This is a genomic window from Silanimonas sp., assembly GCF_027530345.1.
Lineage (GTDB): Bacteria > Pseudomonadota > Gammaproteobacteria > Xanthomonadales > Xanthomonadaceae > Silanimonas.
This window is the reverse complement of the sequence record NZ_JAPZQK010000004.1, coordinates 95635-119376: the sequence shown is the minus strand read 5'-3', so window position 1 is coordinate 119376 and position 23742 is coordinate 95635. Positions and strand designations below refer to the sequence as shown.

At 69.8% G+C, this 23742-nt stretch carries 22 protein-coding genes; 11 read left to right on the top strand and 11 right to left on the bottom strand.

The window, feature by feature from the left end; translation table 11 throughout:
- Positions 1 to 117: 117 nt before the first annotated feature.
- Positions 118 to 2313 carry a catalase/peroxidase HPI gene (gene katG, locus O9255_RS02565; RefSeq protein ID WP_297865264.1) on the top strand — a complete coding sequence of 732 codons (2196 nt, stop codon included), beginning with the start codon at positions 118 to 120 and terminating at the stop codon, positions 2311 to 2313.
- 632 nt (positions 2314 to 2945) lie between these two features.
- Positions 2946 to 3488, top strand: coding sequence for a gamma carbonic anhydrase family protein (locus O9255_RS02560; protein WP_297865263.1), 543 nt, complete (start codon positions 2946 to 2948; stop codon positions 3486 to 3488).
- Positions 3489 to 3512: 24 nt separating this feature from the next.
- On the opposite strand, the gene aroE is transcribed toward O9255_RS02560, so the two are convergent.
- On the bottom strand, positions 3513 to 4355 hold the full coding sequence (aroE, locus tag O9255_RS02555; protein WP_297865262.1) for a shikimate dehydrogenase: 843 nt from the start codon (positions 4353 to 4355) through the stop codon (positions 3513 to 3515).
- Between the two features lie 37 nt (positions 4356 to 4392).
- Entirely contained in the window at positions 4393 to 5382 is a 990-nt protein-coding gene (hemB, locus tag O9255_RS02550) for a porphobilinogen synthase (RefSeq protein WP_297865261.1), read from the bottom strand.
- A 173-nt stretch (positions 5383 to 5555) separates the two neighbouring features.
- Here hemB and O9255_RS02545 point away from each other — a divergent pair, with 173 nt between their 5' ends.
- The gene (locus O9255_RS02545) at positions 5556 to 8138 is read left to right on the top strand and encodes an EAL domain-containing protein (protein ID WP_297865260.1); all 2583 of its coding nucleotides are present in this window, start codon (positions 5556 to 5558) and stop codon (positions 8136 to 8138) included.
- Positions 8139 to 8145: 7 nt separating this feature from the next.
- On the opposite strand, the gene rsmG is transcribed toward O9255_RS02545, so the two are convergent.
- Together rsmG and O9255_RS02535 are read right to left on the bottom strand one after the other, a co-directional pair.
- On the bottom strand, positions 8146 to 8835 hold the full coding sequence (gene rsmG, locus O9255_RS02540) for a 16S rRNA (guanine(527)-N(7))-methyltransferase RsmG (RefSeq protein ID WP_297865259.1): 690 nt from the start codon (positions 8833 to 8835) through the stop codon (positions 8146 to 8148).
- A 33-nt stretch (positions 8836 to 8868) separates the two neighbouring features.
- Positions 8869 to 9447, bottom strand: a complete 579-nt coding sequence (locus O9255_RS02535) for a DUF1003 domain-containing protein (RefSeq protein WP_297865258.1) — start codon at positions 9445 to 9447, stop codon at positions 8869 to 8871.
- A 157-nt stretch (positions 9448 to 9604) separates the two neighbouring features.
- On the opposite strand from O9255_RS02535, the gene O9255_RS02530 reads away from it, so the two are divergent.
- The 3 genes from O9255_RS02530 (at position 9605) to O9255_RS02520 (ending at position 12392) form a co-directional block, all read left to right on the top strand.
- Positions 9605 to 10600 (top strand): NAD-dependent epimerase/dehydratase family protein, encoded by a 996-nt coding sequence (locus tag O9255_RS02530; RefSeq protein WP_297865257.1) that lies wholly within the window; start codon positions 9605 to 9607, stop codon positions 10598 to 10600.
- A 113-nt stretch (positions 10601 to 10713) separates the two neighbouring features.
- A complete protein-coding gene (locus tag O9255_RS02525) occupies positions 10714 to 11499 on the top strand; it encodes an AAA family ATPase (RefSeq protein WP_297865256.1) in 786 nt (261 codons plus the stop codon).
- A complete protein-coding gene (locus tag O9255_RS02520) occupies positions 11496 to 12392 on the top strand; it encodes a ParB/RepB/Spo0J family partition protein (protein ID WP_297865255.1) in 897 nt (298 codons plus the stop codon). Before O9255_RS02525 ends, O9255_RS02520 begins: the two co-directional genes overlap by 4 nt.
- A 12-nt stretch (positions 12393 to 12404) precedes the next feature.
- On the opposite strand, the gene O9255_RS02515 is transcribed toward O9255_RS02520, so the two are convergent.
- From O9255_RS02515 to O9255_RS02505, 3 genes are all read right to left on the bottom strand, one after another.
- The gene (locus O9255_RS02515) at positions 12405 to 13946 is read right to left on the bottom strand and encodes an ABC transporter permease subunit (RefSeq protein ID WP_297865254.1); all 1542 of its coding nucleotides are present in this window, start codon (positions 13944 to 13946) and stop codon (positions 12405 to 12407) included.
- Complete coding sequence (locus tag O9255_RS02510) at positions 13946 to 14827, bottom strand: ABC transporter ATP-binding protein (protein WP_297865253.1); 882 nt, start codon at positions 14825 to 14827, stop codon at positions 13946 to 13948. Before O9255_RS02510 ends, O9255_RS02515 begins: the two co-directional genes overlap by 1 nt.
- Positions 14828 to 14931: 104 nt before the next feature.
- Entirely contained in the window at positions 14932 to 15687 is a 756-nt protein-coding gene (locus O9255_RS02505) for a ParA family protein (protein WP_297865252.1), read from the bottom strand.
- A 291-nt stretch (positions 15688 to 15978) separates the two neighbouring features.
- On the opposite strand from O9255_RS02505, the gene rpmB reads away from it, so the two are divergent.
- Together rpmB and rpmG are read left to right on the top strand one after the other, a co-directional pair.
- Positions 15979 to 16215 (top strand): 50S ribosomal protein L28, encoded by a 237-nt coding sequence (gene rpmB, locus O9255_RS02500; RefSeq protein ID WP_297865251.1) that lies wholly within the window; start codon positions 15979 to 15981, stop codon positions 16213 to 16215.
- 12 nt (positions 16216 to 16227) lie between these two features.
- On the top strand, positions 16228 to 16392 hold the full coding sequence (gene rpmG / locus O9255_RS02495) for a 50S ribosomal protein L33 (protein ID WP_297865250.1): 165 nt from the start codon (positions 16228 to 16230) through the stop codon (positions 16390 to 16392).
- A gap of 60 nt (positions 16393 to 16452) precedes the next feature.
- On the opposite strand, the gene O9255_RS02490 is transcribed toward rpmG, so the two are convergent.
- The 4 genes from O9255_RS02490 to O9255_RS02475 form a co-directional block, all read right to left on the bottom strand.
- On the bottom strand, positions 16453 to 17472 hold the full coding sequence (locus O9255_RS02490) for a diguanylate cyclase (protein WP_297865249.1): 1020 nt from the start codon (positions 17470 to 17472) through the stop codon (positions 16453 to 16455).
- 78 nt (positions 17473 to 17550) lie between these two features.
- A complete protein-coding gene (locus O9255_RS02485) occupies positions 17551 to 19170 on the bottom strand; it encodes a cation acetate symporter (RefSeq protein ID WP_297865248.1) in 1620 nt (539 codons plus the stop codon).
- A gap of 3 nt (positions 19171 to 19173) precedes the next feature.
- Entirely contained in the window at positions 19174 to 19440 is a 267-nt protein-coding gene (locus O9255_RS02480) for a hypothetical protein (protein WP_297865247.1), read from the bottom strand.
- Positions 19441 to 19451: 11 nt separating this feature from the next.
- Complete coding sequence (locus O9255_RS02475) at positions 19452 to 20786, bottom strand: DcaP family trimeric outer membrane transporter (protein WP_297865246.1); 1335 nt, start codon at positions 20784 to 20786, stop codon at positions 19452 to 19454.
- 226 nt (positions 20787 to 21012) lie between these two features.
- Between O9255_RS02475 and acs the strand changes: the two genes are divergently transcribed.
- The 3 genes from acs (at position 21013) to O9255_RS02460 (ending at position 23740) form a co-directional block, all read left to right on the top strand.
- On the top strand, positions 21013 to 22965 hold the full coding sequence (acs, locus tag O9255_RS02470) for an acetate--CoA ligase (RefSeq protein ID WP_297865245.1): 1953 nt from the start codon (positions 21013 to 21015) through the stop codon (positions 22963 to 22965).
- A gap of 87 nt (positions 22966 to 23052) precedes the next feature.
- Positions 23053 to 23355, top strand: coding sequence for a type II toxin-antitoxin system HigB family toxin (locus O9255_RS02465; protein WP_297865244.1), 303 nt, complete (start codon positions 23053 to 23055; stop codon positions 23353 to 23355).
- A 13-nt stretch (positions 23356 to 23368) separates the two neighbouring features.
- Positions 23369 to 23740, top strand: a complete 372-nt coding sequence (locus O9255_RS02460; protein ID WP_297865243.1) for a transcriptional regulator — start codon at positions 23369 to 23371, stop codon at positions 23738 to 23740.
- The last annotated feature ends 2 nt before the right edge of the window (positions 23741 to 23742 follow it).

Sequence of the window (23742 nt, the reverse complement as noted above, 5' to 3'; positions counted from 1 at the left end):
AAGAGTCAAACAATCCATTTCCCCATTGTCATGAGAGGGGCGTAGGTTGCTGGGCACGCGGCATCCCGCCGCGCCAGCGCCGCACCCCCGCCGCGCGGATCCTCACAGGAGCCTCCCATGTCCACCGAACCGAAGTGCCCGTTTTCCTCAGGTAGCCGCACGAACGCCCAGGCCGGCCACGGCGGCAACGCCGCGTGGTGGCCCGAGCAGCTGAAGCTCTCGATCCTCCACCAGCATTCGACGAAGTCGAACCCGCTGGGCGGCGACTTCGATTACCGCAAGGCCTTCGCTGCACTCGACCTCGATGCCGTCGTCGCCGACCTCAAGGCACTGATGACCGACTCGCAGGACTGGTGGCCGGCCGACTACGGCCATTACGGCCCGTTCTTCGTCCGCATGACCTGGCACGCGGCCGGCACCTACCGCATCCACGACGGCCGCGGCGGCGGCGGCCATGGCGGCCAGCGCTTCGCGCCGGAGAACAGCTGGCCGGACAACGGCAACCTCGACAAGGCGCGCCGCCTGCTGTGGCCGATCAAGGCGAAGTACGGCCAGGCCCTGAGCTGGGCCGACCTGTTCATCCTCACCGGCAACGTCGCCATGGAGACGATGGGCTTCAAGACCTTCGGCTTCGCCGGTGGCCGCCCGGACATCTGGGAGGCGCAGGACGACATCGACTGGGGCCCGGAGACCACGTGGCTCGGCGACATGCGCTACAGCGGCGACCGCGAGCTCGCGAATCCGCTTGGCGCGGTGCAGATGGGCCTGATCTATGTGAACCCGGAAGGCCCTAACGGCAACCCGGACCCGGTCGCCTCGGCCCGCGACATCCGCGAGACCTTCGCCCGAATGGCGATGAACGACGAGGAGACCGTGGCTCTAGTGGCCGGCGGCCACACCTTCGGCAAGGCGCACGGCGCCGGCCCCGCGGACCACGTCGGCCGCGAGCCGGAAGGCGCGCCCGTCGAGGCGCAGGGCTTCGGCTGGGCCAACAGCTTCGGCAGCGGCAAGGGCGGCGACACCATCACCTCGGGCATCGAAGGCGCGTGGAAGCCGAACCCGACGACCTGGGACAACGGCTACTTCGACACCCTGTTCGGCTACGAGTGGGAACTGACGAAGAGCCCGGCCGGCGCACACCAGTGGACGCCGAAGGGCGGCGCCGGTGCCGGCACCGTCGTCGACGCGCATGACCCCAACAAGCGCCACGCGCCGATGATGACCACGGCCGACCTCGCGCTTCGCTTCGACCCGGCTTACGAGAAGATCTCGCGCCGCTTCCACCAGAACCCGGCGGAGTTCGCCGATGCCTTCGCCCGCGCGTGGTTCAAGCTGACGCACCGCGACATGGGCCCGCGCGCCCGCTACCTCGGCAAGCTGGTGCCGAAGGAAGTGCTGGTGTGGCAGGACCCGGTGCCGGCCATCGACCACGCGCTCGTGGACGCCGGCGACATCGCCGCGCTGAAGGCGCAGGTGCTGGCCTCTGGCGTGGGCATCCCCGCCCTCGTCTTCGCGGCATGGGCTTCGGCCTCGACCTTCCGCGGCAGCGACAAGCGCGGTGGCGCCAACGGTGCGCGCATCCGTCTCGCCCCGCAGAAGGATTGGGCGGCCAACAACCCGGCCGAGCTGTCCAAGACGCTGGCCGTGCTCGAGGGCATCCAGAAGGACTTCAACGCCAAGGCTCCGGGCGGCAAGAAGATCTCGCAGGCCGACCTGATCGTGCTGGCCGGTGGCGCCGCCATCGAAGCCGCGGCCAAGGCTGCGGGCCAGTCGGTGACCGTGCCCTTCCACCCCGGCCGCACCGATGCCGGCGCCGAGCACACCGATGCCGCTTCGTTCGCGGTGCTCGAGCCACACGCCGACGGCTTCCGCAACTTCGCCAAGCCGGGCTGCGAGGTCAAGGCTGCAGAGATGCTGGTCGACAAGGCCCAGCTGCTCACGCTGACGGCGCCGGAGATGACGGCGCTGGTCGGTGGCCTGCGCGTGCTCGGCGCCAACACCGGCGGCAGCGCGCACGGCGTGTTCACCCACCGCGCCGGCGTGCTGAGCAACGACTTCTTCGTGAACCTGCTCGACATGGGCACGGCGTGGTCGCGCTCGGCCTCGAACCCGAACGTGCTGGAAGGCCGCGACCGCAAGAGCGGCGCCGTGCGCTGGACGGCCACGGTGGTCGACCTGGTGTTCGGTTCGAACTCGCAGCTGCGTTCGCTGGCCGAGGTCTACGCGCAGAGCGATTCGGCGGCGAAGTTCACCGCCGACTTCGTGGCGGCGTGGACGAAGGTGATGGAGCTGGACCGCTTCGACCTGCGCTGATCGAACGCGTCATCGCTGAAAACGCACGGGGTGGGCTGGCGAAAGCTGGCTCACCCCGTTTTCGTTGGCGCCCTCATCCGCGTGGGCGGCGTGCGGGGCTGACCCGCCCCGTCACCGGCGACGCGAGGTTTCTGGCGGTCGGCTCAAAGGGGGCGTCCTGCCCCTTGAGCCGATCGCGCATCCTGCGCGACCCCTTCGGGGCTTGCGCCTCAACAGCGCGCAGGGGCTCCTTATTCGCCACGCACGCCGCCCACGCGGATGGCGCGCTACACCGAGGCGAGCCCAAGCATCGTTGCGACGCCGAGACCGCGCATCCATGCAACACCGTCGCAGCGCGCGTGGTGTCGCGAAGCGGAGGCTCGCGGCGCTGTTGGAGCGGCGAGACGCTCTTGCCTCTGGCGCGGGGGAGCGAATGAGGAGCCCCGACGCACCGTCCAGGCGATAGCCCGGAGGGCGGCGCATGGATGCGCCGCCGCTCGAGCGACACGGACGTCGCATTCGAGCGGGCCGCCGGGTTTTACTCCAAGCGGGTGACGGGGCGGGTCAGCTGCACCGCGCCAGAGGCAAGAGCGTCTCGCTGCTCGAGTTAACGCCGCTAGAATCCGCCACACACCCTCACCGCGAGCCACGCCATGCCCATCCGCCCCTTCCGCGACAAGACGCCCGTGCTCGGCGAACGCTGCTACGTCGACGAGGGCGCGCACGTGATCGGCGACGTGGTGCTGGGCGACGACGCCTCGCTTTGGCCTGGCGTGGTGGTGCGCGGCGACGTCAACCACATCCGCATCGGCGCGCGTACCAACGTGCAGGACGGCACGATCATCCACGTGACGCACGACGGCCCGTACACGAAGCCCGACGGCTTCCCGACGATCATCGGCGCGGATGTCACCATCGGCCACGCGGCCTGCATCCATGCCTGCACCATCGAGGACGCCTGCCTGATCGGCATGAAGGCCCTGGTGCTCGATGGCGCGGTGGTGCGCAAGCACGGCTTCGTCGGCGCGGGTGCGGTGGTGCCGCCGGGGAAGGTCGTCGAAAGCGGCGAGCTGTGGTTGGGCAATCCGGCCAAGCCGGTGCGCCGCCTGAGCGACCGCGAGATCGAACAGCTCTACTACTCGGCCAAGCACTACGTGCGCCTCAAGGACGCCTACCTCGGCCTGCCGCTGGAATGAGCGGCGGCCGCCCAGCCGCGGCGGTCACTCCGCCGTGTGCAGGGCCACCGCGCCGGCGCGAAGTTCGCTGTAGATCGGGTCGGTGTCGGGCGCCTGCCCGTGCCAGAGCCGGAAGGCTTCGGCGGCCTGCTCCACCAGCATGCCGAGCCCATCGAGCGCGGTCTCGCAATCCTGCGAACGCGCCCACGACAGGAAGGCGATGGCGGCTTCGCCGTAGCTCAGGTCGACCGCGAGGGTGCGCTCCGTTGCCAGCGACGACGGCAGCGCCATCGCGCTGGCGCTGCGCCCCGCCGAGGTCGCGTTGACGATCATGTCGAACACGCCGAGGTTGGGCAGGTCGTCCCAGTAGCGCGTATGCACGCGGCCGGGCTCGCCGAGGCGATCGCTCAACGCATCGGCGCGGTCCGGGCTGCGATTGACGATCCACAGCGATTCGATGCCGGCATCGAGCAGTGCGGGAGCCACGCCGTGCGCAGCGCCACCGGCGCCGAGCAGCAGCACCTTGCGCGCGCGCAGGTCGAGCCGATGGCGCTCGGTGAGGTCATGCACGAGGCCGGCACCGTCGGTGTTGTCGCCATGCCAGCCATTGCTGCCGCGGATGAGGGTATTCACCGCACCACAGCGGCGCGCACGCTCCGAGAGCGTGGCGCACAGCGCCCGCGCGGCTTCCTTGTGCGGGAGCGTCACGTTGAGGCCTGCGCCGCCACTGCGGGCGAAGGCGGCGACCGCGGCGTCGAAGTCCTCCGGTGCGACGTCGATGAGCCCGTACTCGAGGGCAATGCCGCACTGCGCGCCGAAGGCGGCGTGGATGCGTGGCGACAGCGAATGCGCGACAGGCTGGCCAACCAGGACATAGCGTCCGCTCATGGCGTTCTCTCCTTGGCGAAGCGGTGGAAGCATTCGCTCAGCCTGCGCGCAACCAGCGCGCGGCGTCCAGCGCGAAGTAGGTCAGGATGGCGTCCGCCCCGGCACGCTTGATCGACAGCAGCGCCTCGAGGGCGCAGGCGCGCTCGTCGAGCCAGCCGTTCTCCGCCGCGGCCTTGAGCATCGCGTACTCGCCGCTCACCTGGTAGACGAAGGTCGGCGCGCCGTAGGCGTCTTTGACGCGCCGCACGATGTCGAGGTAGGGCAGGCCCGGCTTCACCATCACCATGTCGGCGCCCTCGTCGAGGTCGAGGCCGACCTCGCGGATCGCCTCGTCGCTGTTCGCCGGGTCCATCTGGTAGGTGTATTTGTTGCCCTTGCCGAGGTTGCCGGCACTGCCCACCGCATCGCGGAACGGCCCGTAGAAGCTGCTGGCGTACTTCGCCGAGTAGGCGAGGATGCGGGTGTGCACGTGGCCCGCGGCTTCGAGCGCGTCGCGGATGGCACCGATGCGGCCGTCCATCATGTCGCTGGGCGCCACCACGTCGGCACCGGCCTCGGCGTGGCTGAGCGCCTGCTTCACCAGCGCGTCGACGGTGGCGTCGTTGACGACATAGCCGCTGTCGTCGATGAGCCCGTCCTGGCCGTGGGTTGTGAAGGGGTCGAGCGCGACGTCGGTGATGACGCCGAGCTGCGGGTAGGCGGCCTTCAGCGCGCGCACGGCGCGCTGGGCGAGGCCCTGCGGGTTCCAGGCCTCGGCCGCGTCGAGGCTCTTGGCCTCGGGCGGGGTGACGGGGAACAGGGCGAGCGCCGGGATGCCGAGCGCCACGGCCTCCCCGGCCACCTTCAGCAGCTCGTCGATCGACACCCGCTCGACGCCGGGCATGGAGCCGATGGCCTCGCGGCCCGGAAGCTCGTGGACGAACACGGGCAGGATCAGGTCGTCGGCGGTGAGGCGGTTCTCGCGCACCAGGCGGCGTGAAAAGTCGTCACGACGCAGGCGACGCGGGCGTTGGCGGAGGGCACTCATTCGGGAAAACGTCGGCGGGCAGGGGATGAATGCCGATGGTACGCCGCCGGGGGCGGGCGGCAGGGCAAGACGGCCGTCCCATTCCACCCCGGGCAACCGGGCTTACACTCGGCCGGATGACGACGCCACCCTCCCCTCGCAGGACCGCGCCGGGACCCGCACCGCAGGACCCGGTGCCGCCGCCCGGGCAGGCGTTGGCAGACGCGGAGCGGGAAATCGCCCGCCTGCGCACGGAGCTGGACCGCCGCGCCAACGCGATGCGTTTCCAGGAGGCCCTGTTCGCCATCTCCGAGGTGGCCAGCTCGTCGAAGCCGACGGCCGAGGTCATGGCGGCGATGCACCGCATCGTCGGCACGCTGATGTACGCGGAGAACTTCTTCATCGCGCTGCGTGATCCGGAACGTCGCACCCTGCGCTTCGTCTATTTCGCCGACAGCGAGGACGCCGACGGCCTCGACCCGGACCTGGAGATCCCGGAATCCGAGCTCCTCGGCAGCCTCACGGTGCAGGTGATCCAGCGCCAGCAGGCGCTGCGCGGGCCGTCCGAGCAGCTGGCCGCCAGCCTCGGCATGCAGGACGAGGCGCAAGGCCCGGAGAGCAACGACTGGCTCGGCGTGCCGATGACCAGCGACGGCATCACCCAAGGCGCGGTGGTCGTGCAGAGCTACCGGCCCGAGCACACCTACAGCGCCGAGGACGAACAGCTGCTGTCCTACGTGGCCGAGCACATCGCCACCGCCCTGGCCCGCCGCCAGTCGACGATCGAACTCGAGCGCCGCGTGCAGCAGCGCACCGAGGCACTGCAGACCGAGGTGGTCGAGCGCGAACGCGCCGAGCGCCTGCAAACCGCGCTGTACCGCATCACCGCGCTGGCCAGCCGCCATGAGTCGGACGACGACGCGCGCTTCTACGCCGACGTGCACAGCATCGTCGGCGAGTTGATCGATGCGCGGAACTTCTACATCGCGCTGTGGGACGAGACGACGGACGAGACCTCCTTCCCGTACTCCGTCGACGAGCGGACGCCGACGCGCCCGTCCCGGAAGGCCGGCCAGGGCCTGACGGAGTACGTGCTGCACAGCGGCGAACCGCTGCTCGCCACCGAGTCGGTGATGCGCGAACTGAACGCACTGGGCGCGACCCTGCCCGGCCAGCAGTCCGCGAGCTGCTGGCTGGGCGTGCCGATGATGGTGGACGACGCGCCGGTGGGCGTGATCGCGGTGCAGAGCTACCGGGCGGACGTGCGCTACACCCACCGCGACCTCGAACTGCTGAGCTTCGTCGGCACGCACATCGCCGCGGCGATCGGTCGCCGACGGGCCGGTGTCGCTCTGCGTCAGGCTTACCTCGACCTCGAACACCGCGTGTCGGAGCGCACGCGCGAGCTCGGGCTCGCCAACGAGACGCTGCGCCAGCAGATCAGCGCTCGCGAAGGCGTGGAGCGCCAGCTCAAGCACCAGGCCCTGCACGACAGCCTCACCGGCCTGCCCAACCGCCAGTACCTGCTCGACCGCCTCGTGGCCTCGATGGCCCAGCACGAGGCGCAGCCGGAACGGTTGTTCGCGGTGCTGTTCCTCGACCTCGACCGCTTCAAGGTGATCAACGATTCCGAAGGCCACCTCGTCGGCGATGCGCTGCTGCGCGAGGCCGCGAAGCGGATCGGCGAATGCGTGCGCAACCCGGACGTGCTCGCCCGCCTCGGCGGCGACGAGTTCGCCGTGCTGCTGGAGCGCATCCGCAGCGTCGAGGACGCCATCCAGGTCGCCGAACGCATCATGCAGGTGCTCGACCAGCCCTTCTTCATCGAAGGGCGCGAGCTGCACAGTTCGGCCAGCGTCGGCGTCGCCGTCGCGCAGCCGCACTACGCGTCGGCCGAGGAGATCCTGCGCGATGCCGACGCCGCCATGTACCGCGCCAAGGCCGATGGCCGGAAGCGCTATGCGCTGTTCGACGAGGACCTCCGCCATCTCGCGCAGCAGCGGCTCGAGCTCGAGCGCGAAATGCGCCGGGCGATGGTCCACCAGGAGTTCGAGCCCTACTACCAGCCGATCGTCAGCATCGCCAACGGCGCCGTGCTGGGCTACGAGGCGCTGCTGCGCTGGAACCGGCCGGACGGCAGCGTGCGCGCCCCCGGCGCCTTCCTCGGCCTCGCCGAGGAAACGGGAATGATCGAGGAGATCGACTGGCGCATGTACGCGAGCGCGATCGGCGACCTCGTCCGCCTGACGCCAAGCCATGCCTACGTCTCGGTGAACCTGTCGCCGCGCCACCTGCTCGCCCCGGATTTCGCGACGCGTTTCCTCGCCCTGGTGCGCGACCAGCGCGCGCACCCCTCGCGCGTCTGCGTGGAGGTGACCGAAGGCGCGCTGATCGACCGCAAGGACCTCGCCCGCGCCGCCCTAGAAACCCTGCACCGCGCCGGCGTGCGCATCATGCTCGACGACTTCGGCACCGGTTACTCGGCGCTCTCCTACCTGCAGCACTTCCCGCTGCACGGGCTGAAGATCGACCGCAGCTTCGCCACGTCGCTGGAAAGCGGCGCGGAAACCCGCGGCGGTTCGCGGCCGATCATCCGCGCGATCGTCGCGATGGCCGCGTCGCTCGAGCTCGAGGTCGTCAGCGAGGGCATCGAGACCGAGGAGCAGCGCAAGGCGCTGTGGACGCTCGGTATCCGCCAGGGCCAGGGCTACCACTTCGGCCGCCCCGCGCCGCTGCAGCACTGGATCGACCTCGGGGCGCGGCCGGCGGCGGTCTAGGGCCGCCTCAGCCTCGCCGCACCTCGACGAGGTGCCGTTCGCCCTCCAACCCCGGCACCGACAGGCGATGCACGGCGCCTCCGACCCAGCCGGCCGGCAGCTCGGCGATTTCCTCGGCGGGGTGCACACCCTTCATCGCCAGCAGGCGGCCGCCGGGGGCGATGAGATGGCCGCCGACCTCGAGGATGCCCACGAGGCGGTCGAGCGCCCGGGCGGTGATCGCCTCGAACGCGCCGGGTTCGGCCACAGATTCGGCGCGCGACTCGAGCACGCGCACGCGCGGGGCGAGGCCGAGCTGGCGCACGCACTCGCGGAGGAAGCGCGCTTTCTTGCCATTGCTCTCCACCAGCGCGACGGCGAGGCCCGGCGTGGCGAGCGCCAGCGGGATGCCGGGAAGGCCGGGGCCGGTGCCGAGGTCGGCGAGCGTGGCGAGGCCGCGCACGTGCGGCGCCATCGCCAGTGAATCGAACAGGTGCTTCACCAGCATCTCGCCGGGATCGCGGATGGCAGTGAGGTTGTAGGTACCGTTCCAACGCATCAGCAGGGCGAGGTAGGCCAGCAGGGCGCCGGCCAGCGTGCCGTCATCGCCGGCCGCCGGAGCGGTGCGTTCCACCGGCGCGCCGGGATCGAGGCCGAGAGCGGCGAGGCCGCGCCCGAGGTCGGGGCGCAGGAATCCAAGGTCGGTCGGAGCATTCATGCCCACGATTGTCGCGCCTCCGGCCGTTCGCGCCTACCGCCCATCCGGCGCGCGCGCCTCGACCAGGCGCTGAAGCAAGGCGATCTGCTCCTGCTGCGTGGCGATGAGCGTCGCCATCTGCTCCACCCGCAACGCGTCGAGCTTCTCGTGCAGCGCGATGATCCCGAGCTCGGCGCGCAGGTTCACCTCGTAGTCGTGCGCGGCCGCGATGCGGTCGCGTTCGGCCTGGCGGTTCTGGCTCATCAGGATCACCGGCGCCTGCACGGCCGCCAGCATCGAGAGCATCAGGTTCAGGAAGATGTAGGGATACGGGTCGAAGGCCGCCGTGCCCAGCAGCTCCGTGTTGACGAGCGACCACAGGACGATGACGAGGGCGAAAAGACCGATGAAGGTCCAGGACCCGCCGAAAGCCGCCACCCCGTCGGCCATCCGCTCGCCGAAGCTGCGCTGGGCGTCGGCCTGGAGCGCGGCGTCCTTGGCGACGGTCTTCTGGCGCAGGGCGACGTCGAGAACGCGCCGCTCGACCGCACTCGCCTCCGCGAGGGCTTTGCCGAACCATTTCTCCGCGGCTCGGGTGGGGGTGCTGGTCGGTGTGCCGTTCATCGGATCCATGGGGAGAGGTCTCGCGGCCGGGTGGTGCCGGGATTCTCCTCCGCCCGCCGGCCCGAAGCGTCAACCCACGTCATCCTGGGCCACGGCGCGACCGTGCTCACGTTCCGCAGGCCCCGGATGGGCCACCTTCGGCCTCCCCCCTGCTGCGAGCCTCCCCATGGCTGAAGTCCTGCTCACCGGAGCCACCGGCTTCGTCGGCCAGCATCTGTTGCGCGAACTGGTCCTCGCCGGCCACACGGTACGAGGCGTCTCGCGTTCGGAGTCGGGCGATGCCGCCATCCGCGCCTTGGGCGGCGAGCCCGTCCGCGCCGCGCTGGGCGAGGAGCGGCCCGCCGAATGGGCCCTCCTGCAGGCGGCGGTCGAAGGCTGCGACGCGATCTTCCACACCGCCGCGGACACCACCCAGTGGCGCCCGCACAACCCGATCCAAACGCGCACCAACGTGCGCGGGGCCGAACTGCTGCTGCGCGCGGCGGAAGCCGCCGGCATCCGGCGCTTCCTGCACACCAGCTCGGTCTCGGCGTACTCGCACCTCGTCCACGGCGTGCTGCGCGAGGACGTGCCGCAGCGCGGCGGCGAGAGCTGGGTGAACTACGAGCGCACCAAGTTCCTGGCCGAGCAGGCTGTGCGCGGCTCGCGCGTACCGTGGGTGGTCTTCCAGCCCTCCCACATCCTCGGCCCCGGCGACACGCGCAATTGGGCGCGGCTCATCCTGCTGGTCGACCAGGGCAAGCTGCCCGGCGCCCCACCCGGCTCCGGCGCCTTCGCGGATGTGCGCGAGATCGCCCGGGCCCAGGTGCGGGCTTTCGAGGACGGCATCGAGGGCGAGACCTTCCTGCTCGGTGGCGCACACGCCAGCTTCGTCGAGCTGATCGGCATGATCGGCGAGCGCCTGGGCCGCAAGGCGCCCGCCCGCGCCACCCCGGCCTGGGTGCTGAAGTCGGTGGCCTGGGCCAGTGACACCCTCTCGCGGGTCACCGGCAAGATGCCCGACATCACCCCGGAAGCCGCCGTGTTCCCGTGCCACGACCTGAAGGTGGACTCCTCGAAGGCCATCGCCCGGCTGGGCTACCGCGAGACCCCGCTGCCCGAGCTGCTGGACGCCACCATCGCCAGCCTGCGCGAGGCCGGCCTGCTGCGCCGCGGGGCCTGAAGAGGCGCCCGAACCCGCGGCCGGCCTGACCCGAGCCGGGGCTCCGGGGCGCTGTGGCATCATCCACGGCCTTGCCGGCCCCTCGGGCCGGCTGCACGGAACCCGCGTCCCGCATGGCCCGCATCCTCGCAATCGCCAACCAGAAAGGCGGCGTCGGCAAGACGACGACGGCCGTCAACCTGGCCGCCGCTCTCGCCACCACCCCGCGCCGCGTGCTGCTGGTCGACCTCGACCCGCAGGGCAACGCCACCATGGCTTCGGGCGTCGACAAGCGCGAGCTCGAGGCCTCGATGTGCGAGGTGTTGTTCGAAGAGGCGACCGCGGACGCCGCGATCGTCAAGACGCAGGAAGGCTACGACCTGCTGCCCACGAACATCGACCTGACGGCGGCCGAGATCCGCCTGATGGACGAGTCGCAGCGCGAGCAGCGACTGAAGAACGCACTCGACACGGTGCGCGACCGCTACGACTACATCCTGATCGACTGCCCGCCCTCGCTCTCGCTGCTGACGCTGAACGCGCTGGCCGCGGCGGACGGCGTGATCGTGCCGATGCAGTGCGAGTACTTCGCGCTGGAAGGCCTGTCGGCGCTGGTCAACACCATCAATGCGCTGAAGCAGAAGCTCAACCCGGCCCTCGAGATCAGCGGCATCGTCCGCACCATGTACGACGTGCGCAACAACCTCGCCAGCGCGGTGTCGAACGAGCTCACCGAGCACTTCGGCGACAAGGTCTTCCGCTCGATCGTGCCGCGCAACGTGCGCCTCGCCGAAGCGCCGTCGCATGGCCGCAGCATCATCGGGTATGACCGCGCCTCGCGCGGCGGCATCGCCTACCTCGGGCTGGCCGGCGAGATCGTCCGCGGCGAGAAGAAGCTGGCCAAGGAGGCCGCGCGATGAGCACGAAAGCACGCGGCCTCGGTCGCGGCCTCGATGCCCTGCTGGGCACCGGCAACAAGGGCGCGAAGGCCGACGAGCCGGCGCCGGGCGATGTCCTGAAGACACTGCCGATCGGCCAGCTGCAGGCCGGCAAGTACCAGCCACGCCAGCACTTCGACGGCGCGGCGCTCGACGAACTCGCCGAGTCGATCAAGGCCCAGGGCGTGATCCAGCCCATCCTGGTGCGCGCGGTCGGCAAGGACCGCTACGAGATCATTGCCGGCGAACGCCGCTGGCGCGCCGCCGAGCGCGCCGGCCTCGCCGAGGTGCCGGTGGTGCTGCGCAAGGTCGACGACCGCGCCGTCATCGCCATGGCGCTGATCGAGAACATCCAGCGCGAAGACCTCAATCCGCTGGAGGAAGCGCAGGCCCTGGCCCGCCTCATCGACGAATTCGCCTTGACGCACCAGCAGGCGGCCGAGGCCGTGGGCCGCTCGCGCGCTGCCGTTTCGAACCTGCTGCGCCTGCTCGAGCTGCCGGAGGCCATCCGCGCCCTCGTCGACGCCCGCAAGCTGGAGATGGGCCACGCCCGCGCCCTGCTGACGCTCAACCCGCAGGCCGCCATCGCGCTGGCCCAGCAGGCGGCCGAGGAAGGCTGGAGCGTGCGCGAGGTGGAGCGACGTGCCCACGAACTCGCCGCCGGCAAGCTGCCGGAGACGAAGCCCGGCAAGAAGCCCGCGGTGAAGCGCGACGCCGATGTCGCCCAACTCGAGCGCGAGCTCGGCGAACTGCTGGGCACGAAGGTGGAAGTGAAATCCGGCCGCGGCGGCAAGGGCCAGCTGGTGCTGCATTTCCACGGCAACGAGACGCTCGAGGGCTTGCTCGAGCGGCTGCGCGGCCGCAGCGAGGTCTAACTTCGGCCGGCGCTAGCGCCGGTCACCGATCAGCACGACCAGCACCGCGACGACGGACGCGGCACCGTGCCACAGCATCGTGGCCTGCGGATGGGCGAAGGGGCTGAAGACGGGCGCGCCGTTGAGCGCGAGGTAGGCGCCCAGCACGTAGAGCAGCTCCGCCGTTCGCGCATTGCCGGTGAGGCGTGCCAGCGCGAACCCGCACGCGGCGACGCTGAGCGCCGCCGCCGCCACGGCGAACGCGTGTTCCGGGGAGAGGATCAGGCTGGGCAGAGACAGGCCCAGCGCCAGCAGGCTCGCGGCCGCCAGGCGCGCCGCGCGCAACTGGCCGCGACGCCGCTCCCCGGACGCGAGCAGGTCGGCGGTGCCGCATTCATCGTCGCGCAGCAGCGCACGGGCGAAGTACGGTAGGCCGAGCGCGAGGGCGACCAACCACGCGGCATGGCGGCCTTCGCCCGGCGCACCGATTTGCGCGCCCAATGCCCCGAGGGCGAACAGCCACCACCACGCCCCGCGAGGGCGCAGGGCGAGGCGCAACTCGGCCGCCACCAGCCGACCGAAAGCGACACCTTCGAGCGGCTTCAGCACGAGATCCAGCCAACGCAAGCGCCAACCGACCTGCGACGCCGCATCGACGCGGTTGCGCGGCCGGCTCGCGGCCCAGTTCACGAGCGGCGTGGCCGCCAGGGCGAGGCCCAGCGCCAGCAGCATCAGGGCAAGCCGTGATACCACCGCACTGGCGTCCGGGTGCCACGCGTCCCAAGGGAATCGCGCGGACGGGTCATCCTCGCCGGAGCCGCCGATCTGGAAGTTGTCGGAGACGAGATCGGGCCGCGTAGCCGCCACCACCGGCAGGATGTCGGTGCGCATCACGGTGATGCCAGGGACGTCGGTGAGCAGCACGGTCGACTCGTCCGGCGCGGGCTGGGCCAGGTCGCCCTCCGACATGCCGGCGGGGCCCACCACGAGCAGCGTGATCCACACGAAGAAATACAGCACGTTGCCAGCCGTGGCCCGCAGCCAAGGCAGCAGGTCGAACCAGACGATGCAGGCCGCCGTCACCGCCATCGCCGGCAAGGTGAGCAGCAGGAGGGGCTTCAGCAATTCCCAGGGCGCGAACACCGCCACTTCGCCACGCACCCACTGGCCGACGAGGCCGGTGAGCGCCATCGCGCCGATGTAGAGCGCGAACACCGCCATCAAGCCCATGAACTTCGCCACGAGGTAGCCGGCGCGGGTCATCGGCGTCGCCATCAGCACTTCCCAGCCGCGGCTGTCGATGTCCTGCGCGATGCTGCCGCGCGCGGCGTAGAAGCCGAACAGCGTTAGCAGGGTCGAGGCGCACAGGGCCATGACCATTCCCACCCAGGCGCTGGAGTACCAGCCGCGGCCTTCGCCGACGGTGACGCGCATGCCGTTGCTGCTGCCCGCCTCGGGCAGGCACAGCCAGGCGCCCGCCACGAGCAGGGCCAGCACCCACCAGAAGCGCGGTTGCCGGGTGCGCTGGCGCAGGTCCGCGAGGCTGATCGCGGCAAGGCGACGCAGCGCGTCCATCAGGCAGCGTCCGTGAGGTGCAGGCAGGCGAGGTAGGCGTCTTCCAGCGCCGGGGCGATCGCTTCGGCCACGGGCTGCGGCGCGACGCGGGCGATGACGTGCACACGCAGCCCGCCCTCGACACGCTCCACGTGGCTCACCGGATGGCGCTCACGCAGGGCGGGCAATTCGCTGTCGCCGATCGTGCAGCGCCACACCTGGCCCACGGCGCGGGCGATCAGCTCGCCCGGCGTGACGTGGGCCAACAGGCGGCCATTGCGCATCACGGCGATGCGGTCGGCACTGGAATCGACGTCGCTGACGATATGGGTGGAGAGGATGACCAGTCGGTCGGCCGCCAGCTCGGTGAGGATCTGGCGAAATCGGAGGCGCTCCTCGGGGTCGAGGCCCACCGTCGGTTCGTCGACGATCAGCAGGCGCGGTTCGCTGAGCAGGGCCTGGGCGATGCCCACGCGCTGGCGCATGCCGCCGGAAAAATCGCCGAGCCGTCGATCGGCGGCGTGGGCCAGGCCCACGGCGGCGAGGCAGGCCTCGATCCGCTCGTCGCCACGGCGGCGGTCCAGGCCTTTCACCGCGGCGAGGTAGGCGAGGAACTCGCGCGCGCTCAGGGCCGGGTAGACGCCGAATTCCTGTGGCAGGTAGCCGAGTTCCCGGCGAAGTGCATTGGGATCTCGGGCGATGTCGCCGCCGTTCCAAGTGATGCGCCCGCGGCTCGGCGCGCTTAGCGTCGCCAGCAGCCGCATCAGCGTGGATTTGCCCGCACCGTTCGGGCCGAGCAGGCCGAGGATGCCGGCACCTTGCTGCAGCCGCAGGGCATGCAGGGTGTCGGGCTTTCGCCCGTAGCGGAACGAGACCTCGTCCAGCCGCAGTTCGACGGTCATCAGCCATCTCGGGATCAGGGAGGGCCAGTGTCGGCGGCGCTCCGGTGCTCGCGAAACCGCCGGCGGTCACCGTGACCTTCGGCGGGGAGCTCGTGCGGCCCGGCTCAGGTCCAGTCGACCACGCCGAACTCGTCCAGCAACTCGTCGCAGAGCACGGCCCACTCGTTGGCCACCGCGCTGTTCGACGGGTTCCGCCACACGGGCCTCTTCGCGGCGAGCGCGTCGGCCACGGCGATGGCGCGACGCAGGTGCGGCGTGCGCACCTTGAACTGCTGCATCAGGCGCTGCGCGGTGGTGGCGTGCTGCTTGGCCCGCGGATTGATGGCGTTGATGACGAACTCGGCCGGCGCGAGGTTCGGGTTCATGTGCTCGGAAATCGACACCGCCTCGGCCAGCAGCGAGGCCACGCCGTCGACGGCATAGCTTTCGGGCTGCAGCGGGATGACGAGTCGCTGCGAGGCGGCCAGCGCGGCGGTGAGGCGCAGGCCGATGGCCGGCGCGGTGTCGATGACGATGACGCTGAACTCCTTGTTGAGCGTCTTCAGGTGGCCGATGGCGGTGAAGGCCTGCGAGAGCTGGCCGCGGTCGGTGGCGTTGAGCGCGGCGGTCGCCGGCAGCACGTGGATGTTCGGATCGCCCCCCTGCATCGGGACCGGCACCCCGTCGGCCAAGAACAGGCGCTCGGCGCCGTCGGCCTTCAGGGCCTTGCCGCGGTCGGCCAGCGTGCCGGTGAGATTGCCCTGGGCGTCGAAATCCACGGCCAGCACCTTGTTGCCGCGCTCCGCGGCCCGGAAGGCCAAATGCGCGGCCAGCGAGGTCTTGCCCACGCCGCCCTTGTGGTTCGCCACCGTCACGATCATGCGGTTCTCCCCGGTTCGGTCCCGTCCGAGTGTCGGCGGGATGGGCCTAGGGTGGCAACGGTGCGCTGCCCGGCCGCCTGAACGCCCAACCCGGCGGACTTGTCCACAGGCCGGGACGCTGGCATAGTGCGCGGCTCCCTGCGTCCGCCCGTCGGCCGCATGGGGATGCACCGTCCCGCCCACGCGGGACCTTCCGCCCCACCGCCTTCAAGGGCACGGCCTCCGGGCCGCGGGGCGGGCCGAAGCCACCCAGGCAATGGGCGGCACCCACGAAGCACCCAGGAGGGCCACATGGGCCGCAAGTGTCAGCTGACCGGCAAGAGCGTGATGTCGGGCAACAATGTTTCCCACGCGAACAACAAGACGCGCCGTACCTTTTCGGCGAACATCCACGAGCGCCGCTTCTGGGTTGCCAGCGAGAACCGCTGGGTGAAGCTCAAGATTTCGGCGAACGCCCTGCGCACGATCGACAAGAACGGCATCGACGCTGTCCTCGCCGAGCTCCGCGCCTCCGGCGTCAAGGTCTAAGGGAGAACCACCATGGCTTCGAAGCGCGACAAGATCCGTCTGGTGTCGACGGCCGGTACCGGCCACTTCTACACCACCGACAAGAACAAGAAGACGATGACCGGCAAGTTCGAGATCAAGAAGTACGATCCGACGATCCGCAAGCACGTCGCCTACAAGGAAGCGAAGATCAAGTAAGCCTTCGGCCGAACGATCCGCCCCACGAAAAACCCGCCGAGAGGCGGGTTTTTTGTTGCCTCAGCCCGGGGCCACCACCACCCGGTTCCGGCCGCCGCGCTTCGCCTCGTAGAGCGCCTCGTCGGCGCGCTGCAGGGCGGCTTCCGGCGCTTCCGAGCCCTGCCACCACGCCGCAACGCCGACGCTGATCGTCACCTCGCCGGGGCCGATCCCATCGCCGCCGGCGGCGATCGCGCTGCGCAGGGCCTCGGCCAGCAGGCCGAGCTGGGCGGCGTCGCGCCCACTCACAAGCACGGCGAACTCCTCGCCGCCGTAGCGGTAGAGCTTGGCGCGGCCGCGCTCCGCCTCCGACTGCAGCGCGCGCTGCAGCGTCGCGGCGACCGCCATCAGCACCCGGTCGCCCTCGAGGTGGCCGCGCTGGTCGTTGATGGCCTTGAAGTGGTCGACGTCGGCCAGCAGCACGCCGAGGCGGGTGGCTTCCGCCCGCGGCGCAACCCGGCGGGCCATGGCCTCGTTGAAGCGTCGGCGGTTGAAGCAGCCGGTCAAGCCATCGCGGTCGCCAAACTCGCGCAGCATCATGCCGGCGCGCTCCTCGAGCAGGGCGTAGGTCGTCACGAAGCAGACCATCAGTCCGTAGACGCTGGCGAAGCGGACCACGTCGATCGGCTCCAGTTGGACCATCGCGACGCCGCAGACAAACAGCCCGAACACGAGCATGGCGGCCATCGCGCGCCAGGCCGGCAGCAAGAACACCACGACCACCGGGAACAGGAAGCCCCAGTAGTGCAGCGGGCGCTCGTGCCACCAGCCGAACCCGATGGCGAACACGATCAGGCCAAGGATGACGCCGAAGAAGGCCATGGTGCCGGCACGCCGCGGCAGCCAGAGCAGGCCCAGCAGGCTCGTGGCATTGAGCGTGAAGACGATCCAGGCCAGCCGCGCGGTATCGGTGAGGCCCAGCGAGGTATTGAGCAGGCCGAGGGCCAGCATCAGCGTCGACATGAGGGCGACCAGCACCAGCGCCACGCGCCAGCGCAGCGTTTCTCGGGTCTCGGCGTAGCTGGGCCGCGTGGTCGGCATTCCCTCTCCCCAGGGTGCCCACCAGCCTAAACGAGCACGGCGCCCCGTGGGGCGCCGTGCAAGCCGATGAAGCCCCGATCAGGCGTCGCGGTGGGCCATCGCCATGAACTCGCGGGCGTTGCCCGTGTTCTTGGTGAGCAGGCTGGCGACGATGATCGACAGCAGGGCCGCCGGGACGCCATACAGCGCCGGGTTACCAAGCACGCGGATGCCCATGATGTCCGGCACGGCGGCGAAGCGGGCGAAGGTGAACACCAGCGACACCACCAGACCCACCACGAGACCGGCGATCACGCCTTCCTTGGTGAGGCCCTTCCACCAGACCGACAGGATCAGCACCGGGGCGAAGGTGCTGGCGGCGATGCCGAAGCACATGGCGACGAGGATGGCGACGTTCTGGTCCTTCAGCCACACCGACGCCAGCGAGGCGACCACCGTCAGCACCACGGCACCGATCTTCGCGAACACGAGGCGCTCGCGGTCGCTGCTGTTCGGGCGCAGCACGCCAGCATAGACGTCGTGCGACAGGCTGGTGGTCATCGAGATCAGCAGGCCCACCGCGGTGCTGAGCATCGCGGCCATGGCGCCGGCGGCGATCAGACCGAGGCCCACTTCACCCCCCAGTTCCATGCCCAGCAGCGGGATCGCCATGTTGGTGGCGCGGCCGCGATCGCCGGCGGCGAGCATCTGGATCAGCTCGTCGTAGAGAATCATCATCGTGGCGAAGCCGACGAACAGGACGGTGATGTAGAACACCGCGAGGCCGATGATCGTGAGCTGTGCACCCTTCTTGGCGTCGGTGGCGTCTTTCACCGTGTAGAAGCGGATCAAGATGTGCGGCAGTCCAGCGACGCCGAGCAGCAGGCCGAGCACGAGGCTCACCTGGCTCCACACGTCGGGCACGGCAAGGCCGGGCGTGAGCGCGTTCGGCAGGTCGGCGAAGCCCTGGCGCACGGCCTCGGCCAACACGAACGGCCCATGCGCCGCGCCTTCGGCCGCCGGCGGCACGACCACCTGGCCAATGACCTTCACGGCCTCGGTCGGCGGCACCGCGTCCATGGCCTGGCCGATGATCGCGAACGGGTTGCCACCGAAATACAGGACCGTCGCGAGCACAAACAGCGCCAGCATGGCCGCCAACAGGATCACGCCCTGGATGGCTTGGTTGTAGGTCGTCCCCATCATCCCGCCGAGGATCACCATAAGGCCCATGGTGACCGCCGAGACGACCACCGTCACGTTGTAGTCCCAGCCCAAGAGCAGCTGGAAGAGGTGGCCGGCACCGACGATCTGCGGCACCAGGTAGAGCGTGCCGATCACGACGGTGGTCGCCATGGCGAGGAACTTCAGGCTGCGACCGCCGAAGCGACCAACCAGCACGTCGGCCACCGTGAACTTGCCGGAGCTCTTCAGCGGACCCGCAAGGCCGACGAGCACGAAGATCCACGCGCCGAAGAAACCGATGGCAACCCACCAGCTGTCGACGCCAGCCAGCGCGATGGCACCCGCCACGCCGAGGAAGCTCGCGGCGCTGCAGTAGTCGCCGAACATGGCCCAGCCGTTGAGGCGCGCCGAGATCTTGCCGCCGGCCACGTAGAAGTCGGTGGTGGTCGTGGTGAAGCGCTTGCCCCACCAGCTGATGTACACCACGAGGGCCAGGCTGACGGCAAGGATGGAGAACGCAATGGGATTGTCCATGGCTTATTCCCCCTTGTCCTGCGCGAGGCACATGCGCGTGACGATGATGCCGACCACGAACACCAGCAAGCCGGTGTAGATGGCCAGCGGGATGCCGAAGATCAGGATGCCGGCGATGTCGGCGAACTTGGCAGTGGCAATGACGGCCGCCGAGAAGTACACGGTGCAGAAGAGGACGAGCAGCTTGATCGCTGCCCCCATCTTGCGCTTGAAGGCGGCTTCGTCGAAGACGACCCCTTCAGGCGGATTCCCGGGTGTTTGGGTGCTCATGCGGGTAACCCTCAGAAGTTGTAGCGGACGTGGAAGTGCAGGCGGGCGAGGTCGCCCTCGGCGCCGTTCTCGAGCCAGCGGCGACCCAGCCGCCCCTCGAAGCCGACGTCGACGCGCGGGAGCGGGCTGTAGACGAGGTTGGCCGCGATGGAGCCGACCTTCTCCGTGGCGCCGGCACCGCTCAGCGCGACATCGTTGTCGAAGGTGGCGAGGCTGCCGTAGAGGTTGCCGCGCAGCTTCGGATTGAAGACATGCCGCACGCCGGCGAAGCCCGCCATCATGTCGACCGCCTCGAGCCGGTTGCCGGCGTCCAGCAGGACGTCGGGCGCGATGCCGAGGCCCACGTAGCGGCTGATGCCACGGCCGGCGGTGACGCCGAAGCGCAGGTCGTTGCTGGCGTTGATCACGCGACGGCCCGTGAGGGACAGGCCGTAGCCCGCGCCGGTGTCGTCGATCCCGGTGGTGGTCTCGTGGCGCAATTCGCGCAGCACGCCAGCCACGCTGACGTGGCCCCAGTCGCCGCGACGGGTCCAGCGCGCCGTGAGGTCGGGCAGGCGGTTGTCGTCCGACGAGATGCGCGCGCCGTTTCCGCGGAAGTTGCCGACGGTGGTCTCCGGATTCTCCAGCGCGAACGCCCAGGCGCCCGAGGTGTAGCGCAACTGCGCCTGCCGCACGAACACGGTGCCGTCGGTGGCACCGATCAGGTCGATGGTGTCGACCAGCGAGGCCGGATCCTGGAAGTTGCTCCAGTTCTGGCCGACCATCCACGGGCCCCAGCTCGCCCACGCGTGGCGCACGGTGACGCCGTAGGTGTTGGTGGTGGCTTCGGCGCCGAGCGCGCTGCCGAACAGGTCGAACTCGAGGTAGCCGCGCACCGGCGTGCCGCTCTCGGTGGCCGCATCGCTGCTGAACCAGAAGCGCGAGAACTGCGCCGTCGCATCGAGGTCCATGCCCTCGTCGGGGCCGCCGACCGGCGTGGCCGAGGGCACGTAGAGCAGGCGCGCGTTGCTGGCGTCGGGGATCTCGCCGCCATCGGTGTTGGTGGCCACGCCCTCCATCTTGATGAAGCCGCCGAAGGAGAAGCGCGTTCCCGGCCAGCCCGCAGTGTTGATGACCGTGGACTGGATCGGCGGCGCGGGCGGCGCGGCGCCGGGGGCCGGTGCCGCAGGTGCCGGAGTGGCCGCCGCGGTGGGCGCGGTAGCCGGCGCGCCCTGCTTCGCCGCCAGCTCGCGCACCATCTGCTCGAGCGCCGCGATTCGGGCCTCCAGGGCCTGTTCGCGTTCACTCGGCGGCGCGGCGGCAGGGGCCTGCGCCTGCAAGGCGGCGGGCGCGAGCGCAGCAGCCAACAGGATCCCTGTTGCGCGCGCCAAAGGACGGACGTGATTTCGATGCATCGGCTCTCCCCTTCCGAACGGGTGGTTCACAGTCCGGGCAGGCTCCACCGAGCGCGAGGCCCGGGCCATTCGCCTTTGGTCGAAAGCGCCGCGAACGTTCCACCAAAGTCGAAGGCGCGGCGCGAGACAGTTCCCGGCCCGCGCCGCACACTGCGGCCATCCCGATTGGAGACGACCGATGGCCACCCCCGACGAGCGCCTGCCCGTTCCCGCCGACTTCGCCGCACGAGCGCACTACGACAGCGCCCGCCTGGCGCAGGCCCGTGCCACCTTCGAGCGCGATCCGAATGCGTGGTGGCGCTCGCTGGCCGAGCGCCTCGACTGGTCGCGCTTCCCGACCGAGATGGAGGACGTCGACTTCGATGCCGAGCGCTTCCGCATCCGCTGGTACGGCGACGGCGAACTCAACGTCGCGGCCAACTGCCTCGACCGCCAGCTCGCCACGAATGGCGACAAGACGGCGATCCTGTTCGAACCGGATGACCCGAAGGAACCGGCGCAGCGCATCAGTTACCGCGAACTGCACGCCCGCGTCTGCCGTCTCGCGAACGCCCTAACCAACCTCGGCGTGAAGCGCGGTGATCGCATCACCATCTACCTGCCAATGATCCCCGAAGCCGCCGTGGCCATGCTGGCCTGCGCGCGCATCGGCGCCGTGCATTCGGTGGTGTTCGGCGGCTTCGCGCCGCACGCGGTGGCCGACCGCATCGCCGACTGCGGAAGCACGCTGGTGATCACTGCCGACGAGGCACGTCGCGGCGGCAAGCGCATCCCGCTGAAGGCCACCATCGACGAAGCCTTGGCGATGCCGGGCACCACGACCGTCTCGACGGTGCTGGTGGTGCGCAACACCGGCGCCGCGGTGCCCATGCAGATGCCGCGCGACCGCTGGTATGAATCGGTGGTCGAAGGCCAACCCGACACGCACGACGCGCCGGTGATGGGCGCCGAGGATCCGCTGTTCATCCTCTACACCTCGGGTTCGACCGGAAAGCCGAAGGGCGTGCTGCACACCTCGGGCGGCTACCTCGCGTGGGCGAGCTGGACCTTCCACGCCGTGTTCGACCATCGTCCCGACGATGTGTTCTTCTGCACCGCCGACGTCGGCTGGATCACCGGGCACAGCTACATCGTCTACGGCCCCTTGAGCAACGGCGCCACCGCGGTGATGTTCGAAGGCGTGCCGACGTGGCCGGATTCGGGCCGCCTTTGGGACATCGTCGACCGCCACGGCGTCACCATCCTCTACACCGCGCCCACCGCCATCCGCGCGCTGATGCGCGACGGCGACGAACCGGTGAAGAAGCGCTCACGCAAGACGCTGCGCCTGCTCGGCACCGTCGGCGAACCGATCAATCCCGAGGCCTGGCGGTGGTACCACCGCGTGGTCGGCGACGAGCGCTGCCCGGTGGTCGACACCTGGTGGCAGACCGAAACCGGCGGGATGCTGATTTCGCCCGTTCCCGGCGCCGTCGAGGCGAAGCCGGGCTCTGCCACGCAGCCCCTGCCCGGCATCCGTCCGGCGCTGGTCGATGCCGACGGCAAGATCCTCGAAGGAGCCACGAGCGGCAACCTCGTGTTGCTGGGCTCCTGGCCGGGGCAGATGCGCACGGTGTTCGGTGACCACGCGCGATTCATCGACACCTATTTCAAGGCCTATCGCGGCATGTACTTCACCGGCGACGGCTGCCGTCGCGACGAAGACGGCTACTACTGGATCACCGGCCGCGTCGACGACGTCATCAACGTGTCGGGGCATCGCATCGGCACCGCGGAAGTGGAAAGCGCGCTGGTGTCGCACACCAAGGTGGCCGAAGCCGCCGTCGTCGGCTTCCCGCACGACATCAAGGGCCAGGGCATCTACGCCTACGTGACGCTGAAGGCCGGCATCGCCATGGACGACGCGCTGCTGGCCGAGCTGAAGCAGCAGGTGCGCCACGAGATCGGGCCGATCGCCCAGCCCGACCACATCCAGTTCGCACCAGGGCTGCCGAAGACGCGCAGCGGCAAGATCATGCGCCGCATCCTGCGCAAGATCGCCGAGAACGCGCCCGATCAACTCGGCGACACCAGCACGCTGGCCGATCCGGCGGTGGTGCAGCACCTCGTGGAGCACCGGTTGGTGCGGTGAGCGCTCGTCGGCGCTGACCAGCGGCACAGTCTTGCATTAGTCCCACCATGGGACTATCGTTGAGTCCTCGCAAGACCAAGAACTGCCATGCGGGTCATCGCCCGGAGCACGCTCGAGGCGTTCTGGAAGCAACACGCCGACAGCGAACAGCCCTTGAAGGCCTGGTATGCCGAGGCGAACCAGGCCGTGTGGAAGAACACCAACGACATCAAGAAGGCCTACGCCAGCGCCAGCTTTCTGCAGGACAACCGTGTGGTCTTCAACATCAAGGGCAACACCTACCGGCTCGTCACCCACGTCCACTACGGCACCGAAACGGTGCTCATCAAGTTCATCGGCACCCATGCCGACTACGACAAGATCGACGCCAAGACGATCGGCAAGCCTTGAGAACGGAGACCCCATGGACATTCGCCCCATCCGCACCAAGGCCGATCACAAGGCCGCCCTTCGCGAGATCAGCGCGCTCATGGAGGCTGACCCGAAGCGCGGAACGGCCGAATTCGACAAGCTCGACATCCTTGTCACCCTCGTCGACGCCTACGAGGAAAAGCGCCACGCCATCGCGCCACCCGACCCCATCGAAGCAATCCGCTTCCGGATGGAGCAGCTGGGCCTGACCGCCAAGGATCTCGCTGTGTCCATCGGCCAGACCAACCGCGTCTATGAAGTGCTCAACCACAAGCGCTCCCTCACAGTGCCGATGATTCGGAAGCTTTATGCCCAGCTGGGCATCCCGGCGGAAATCCTGATCCGCGAGTCAGAGCAGGCTTGATC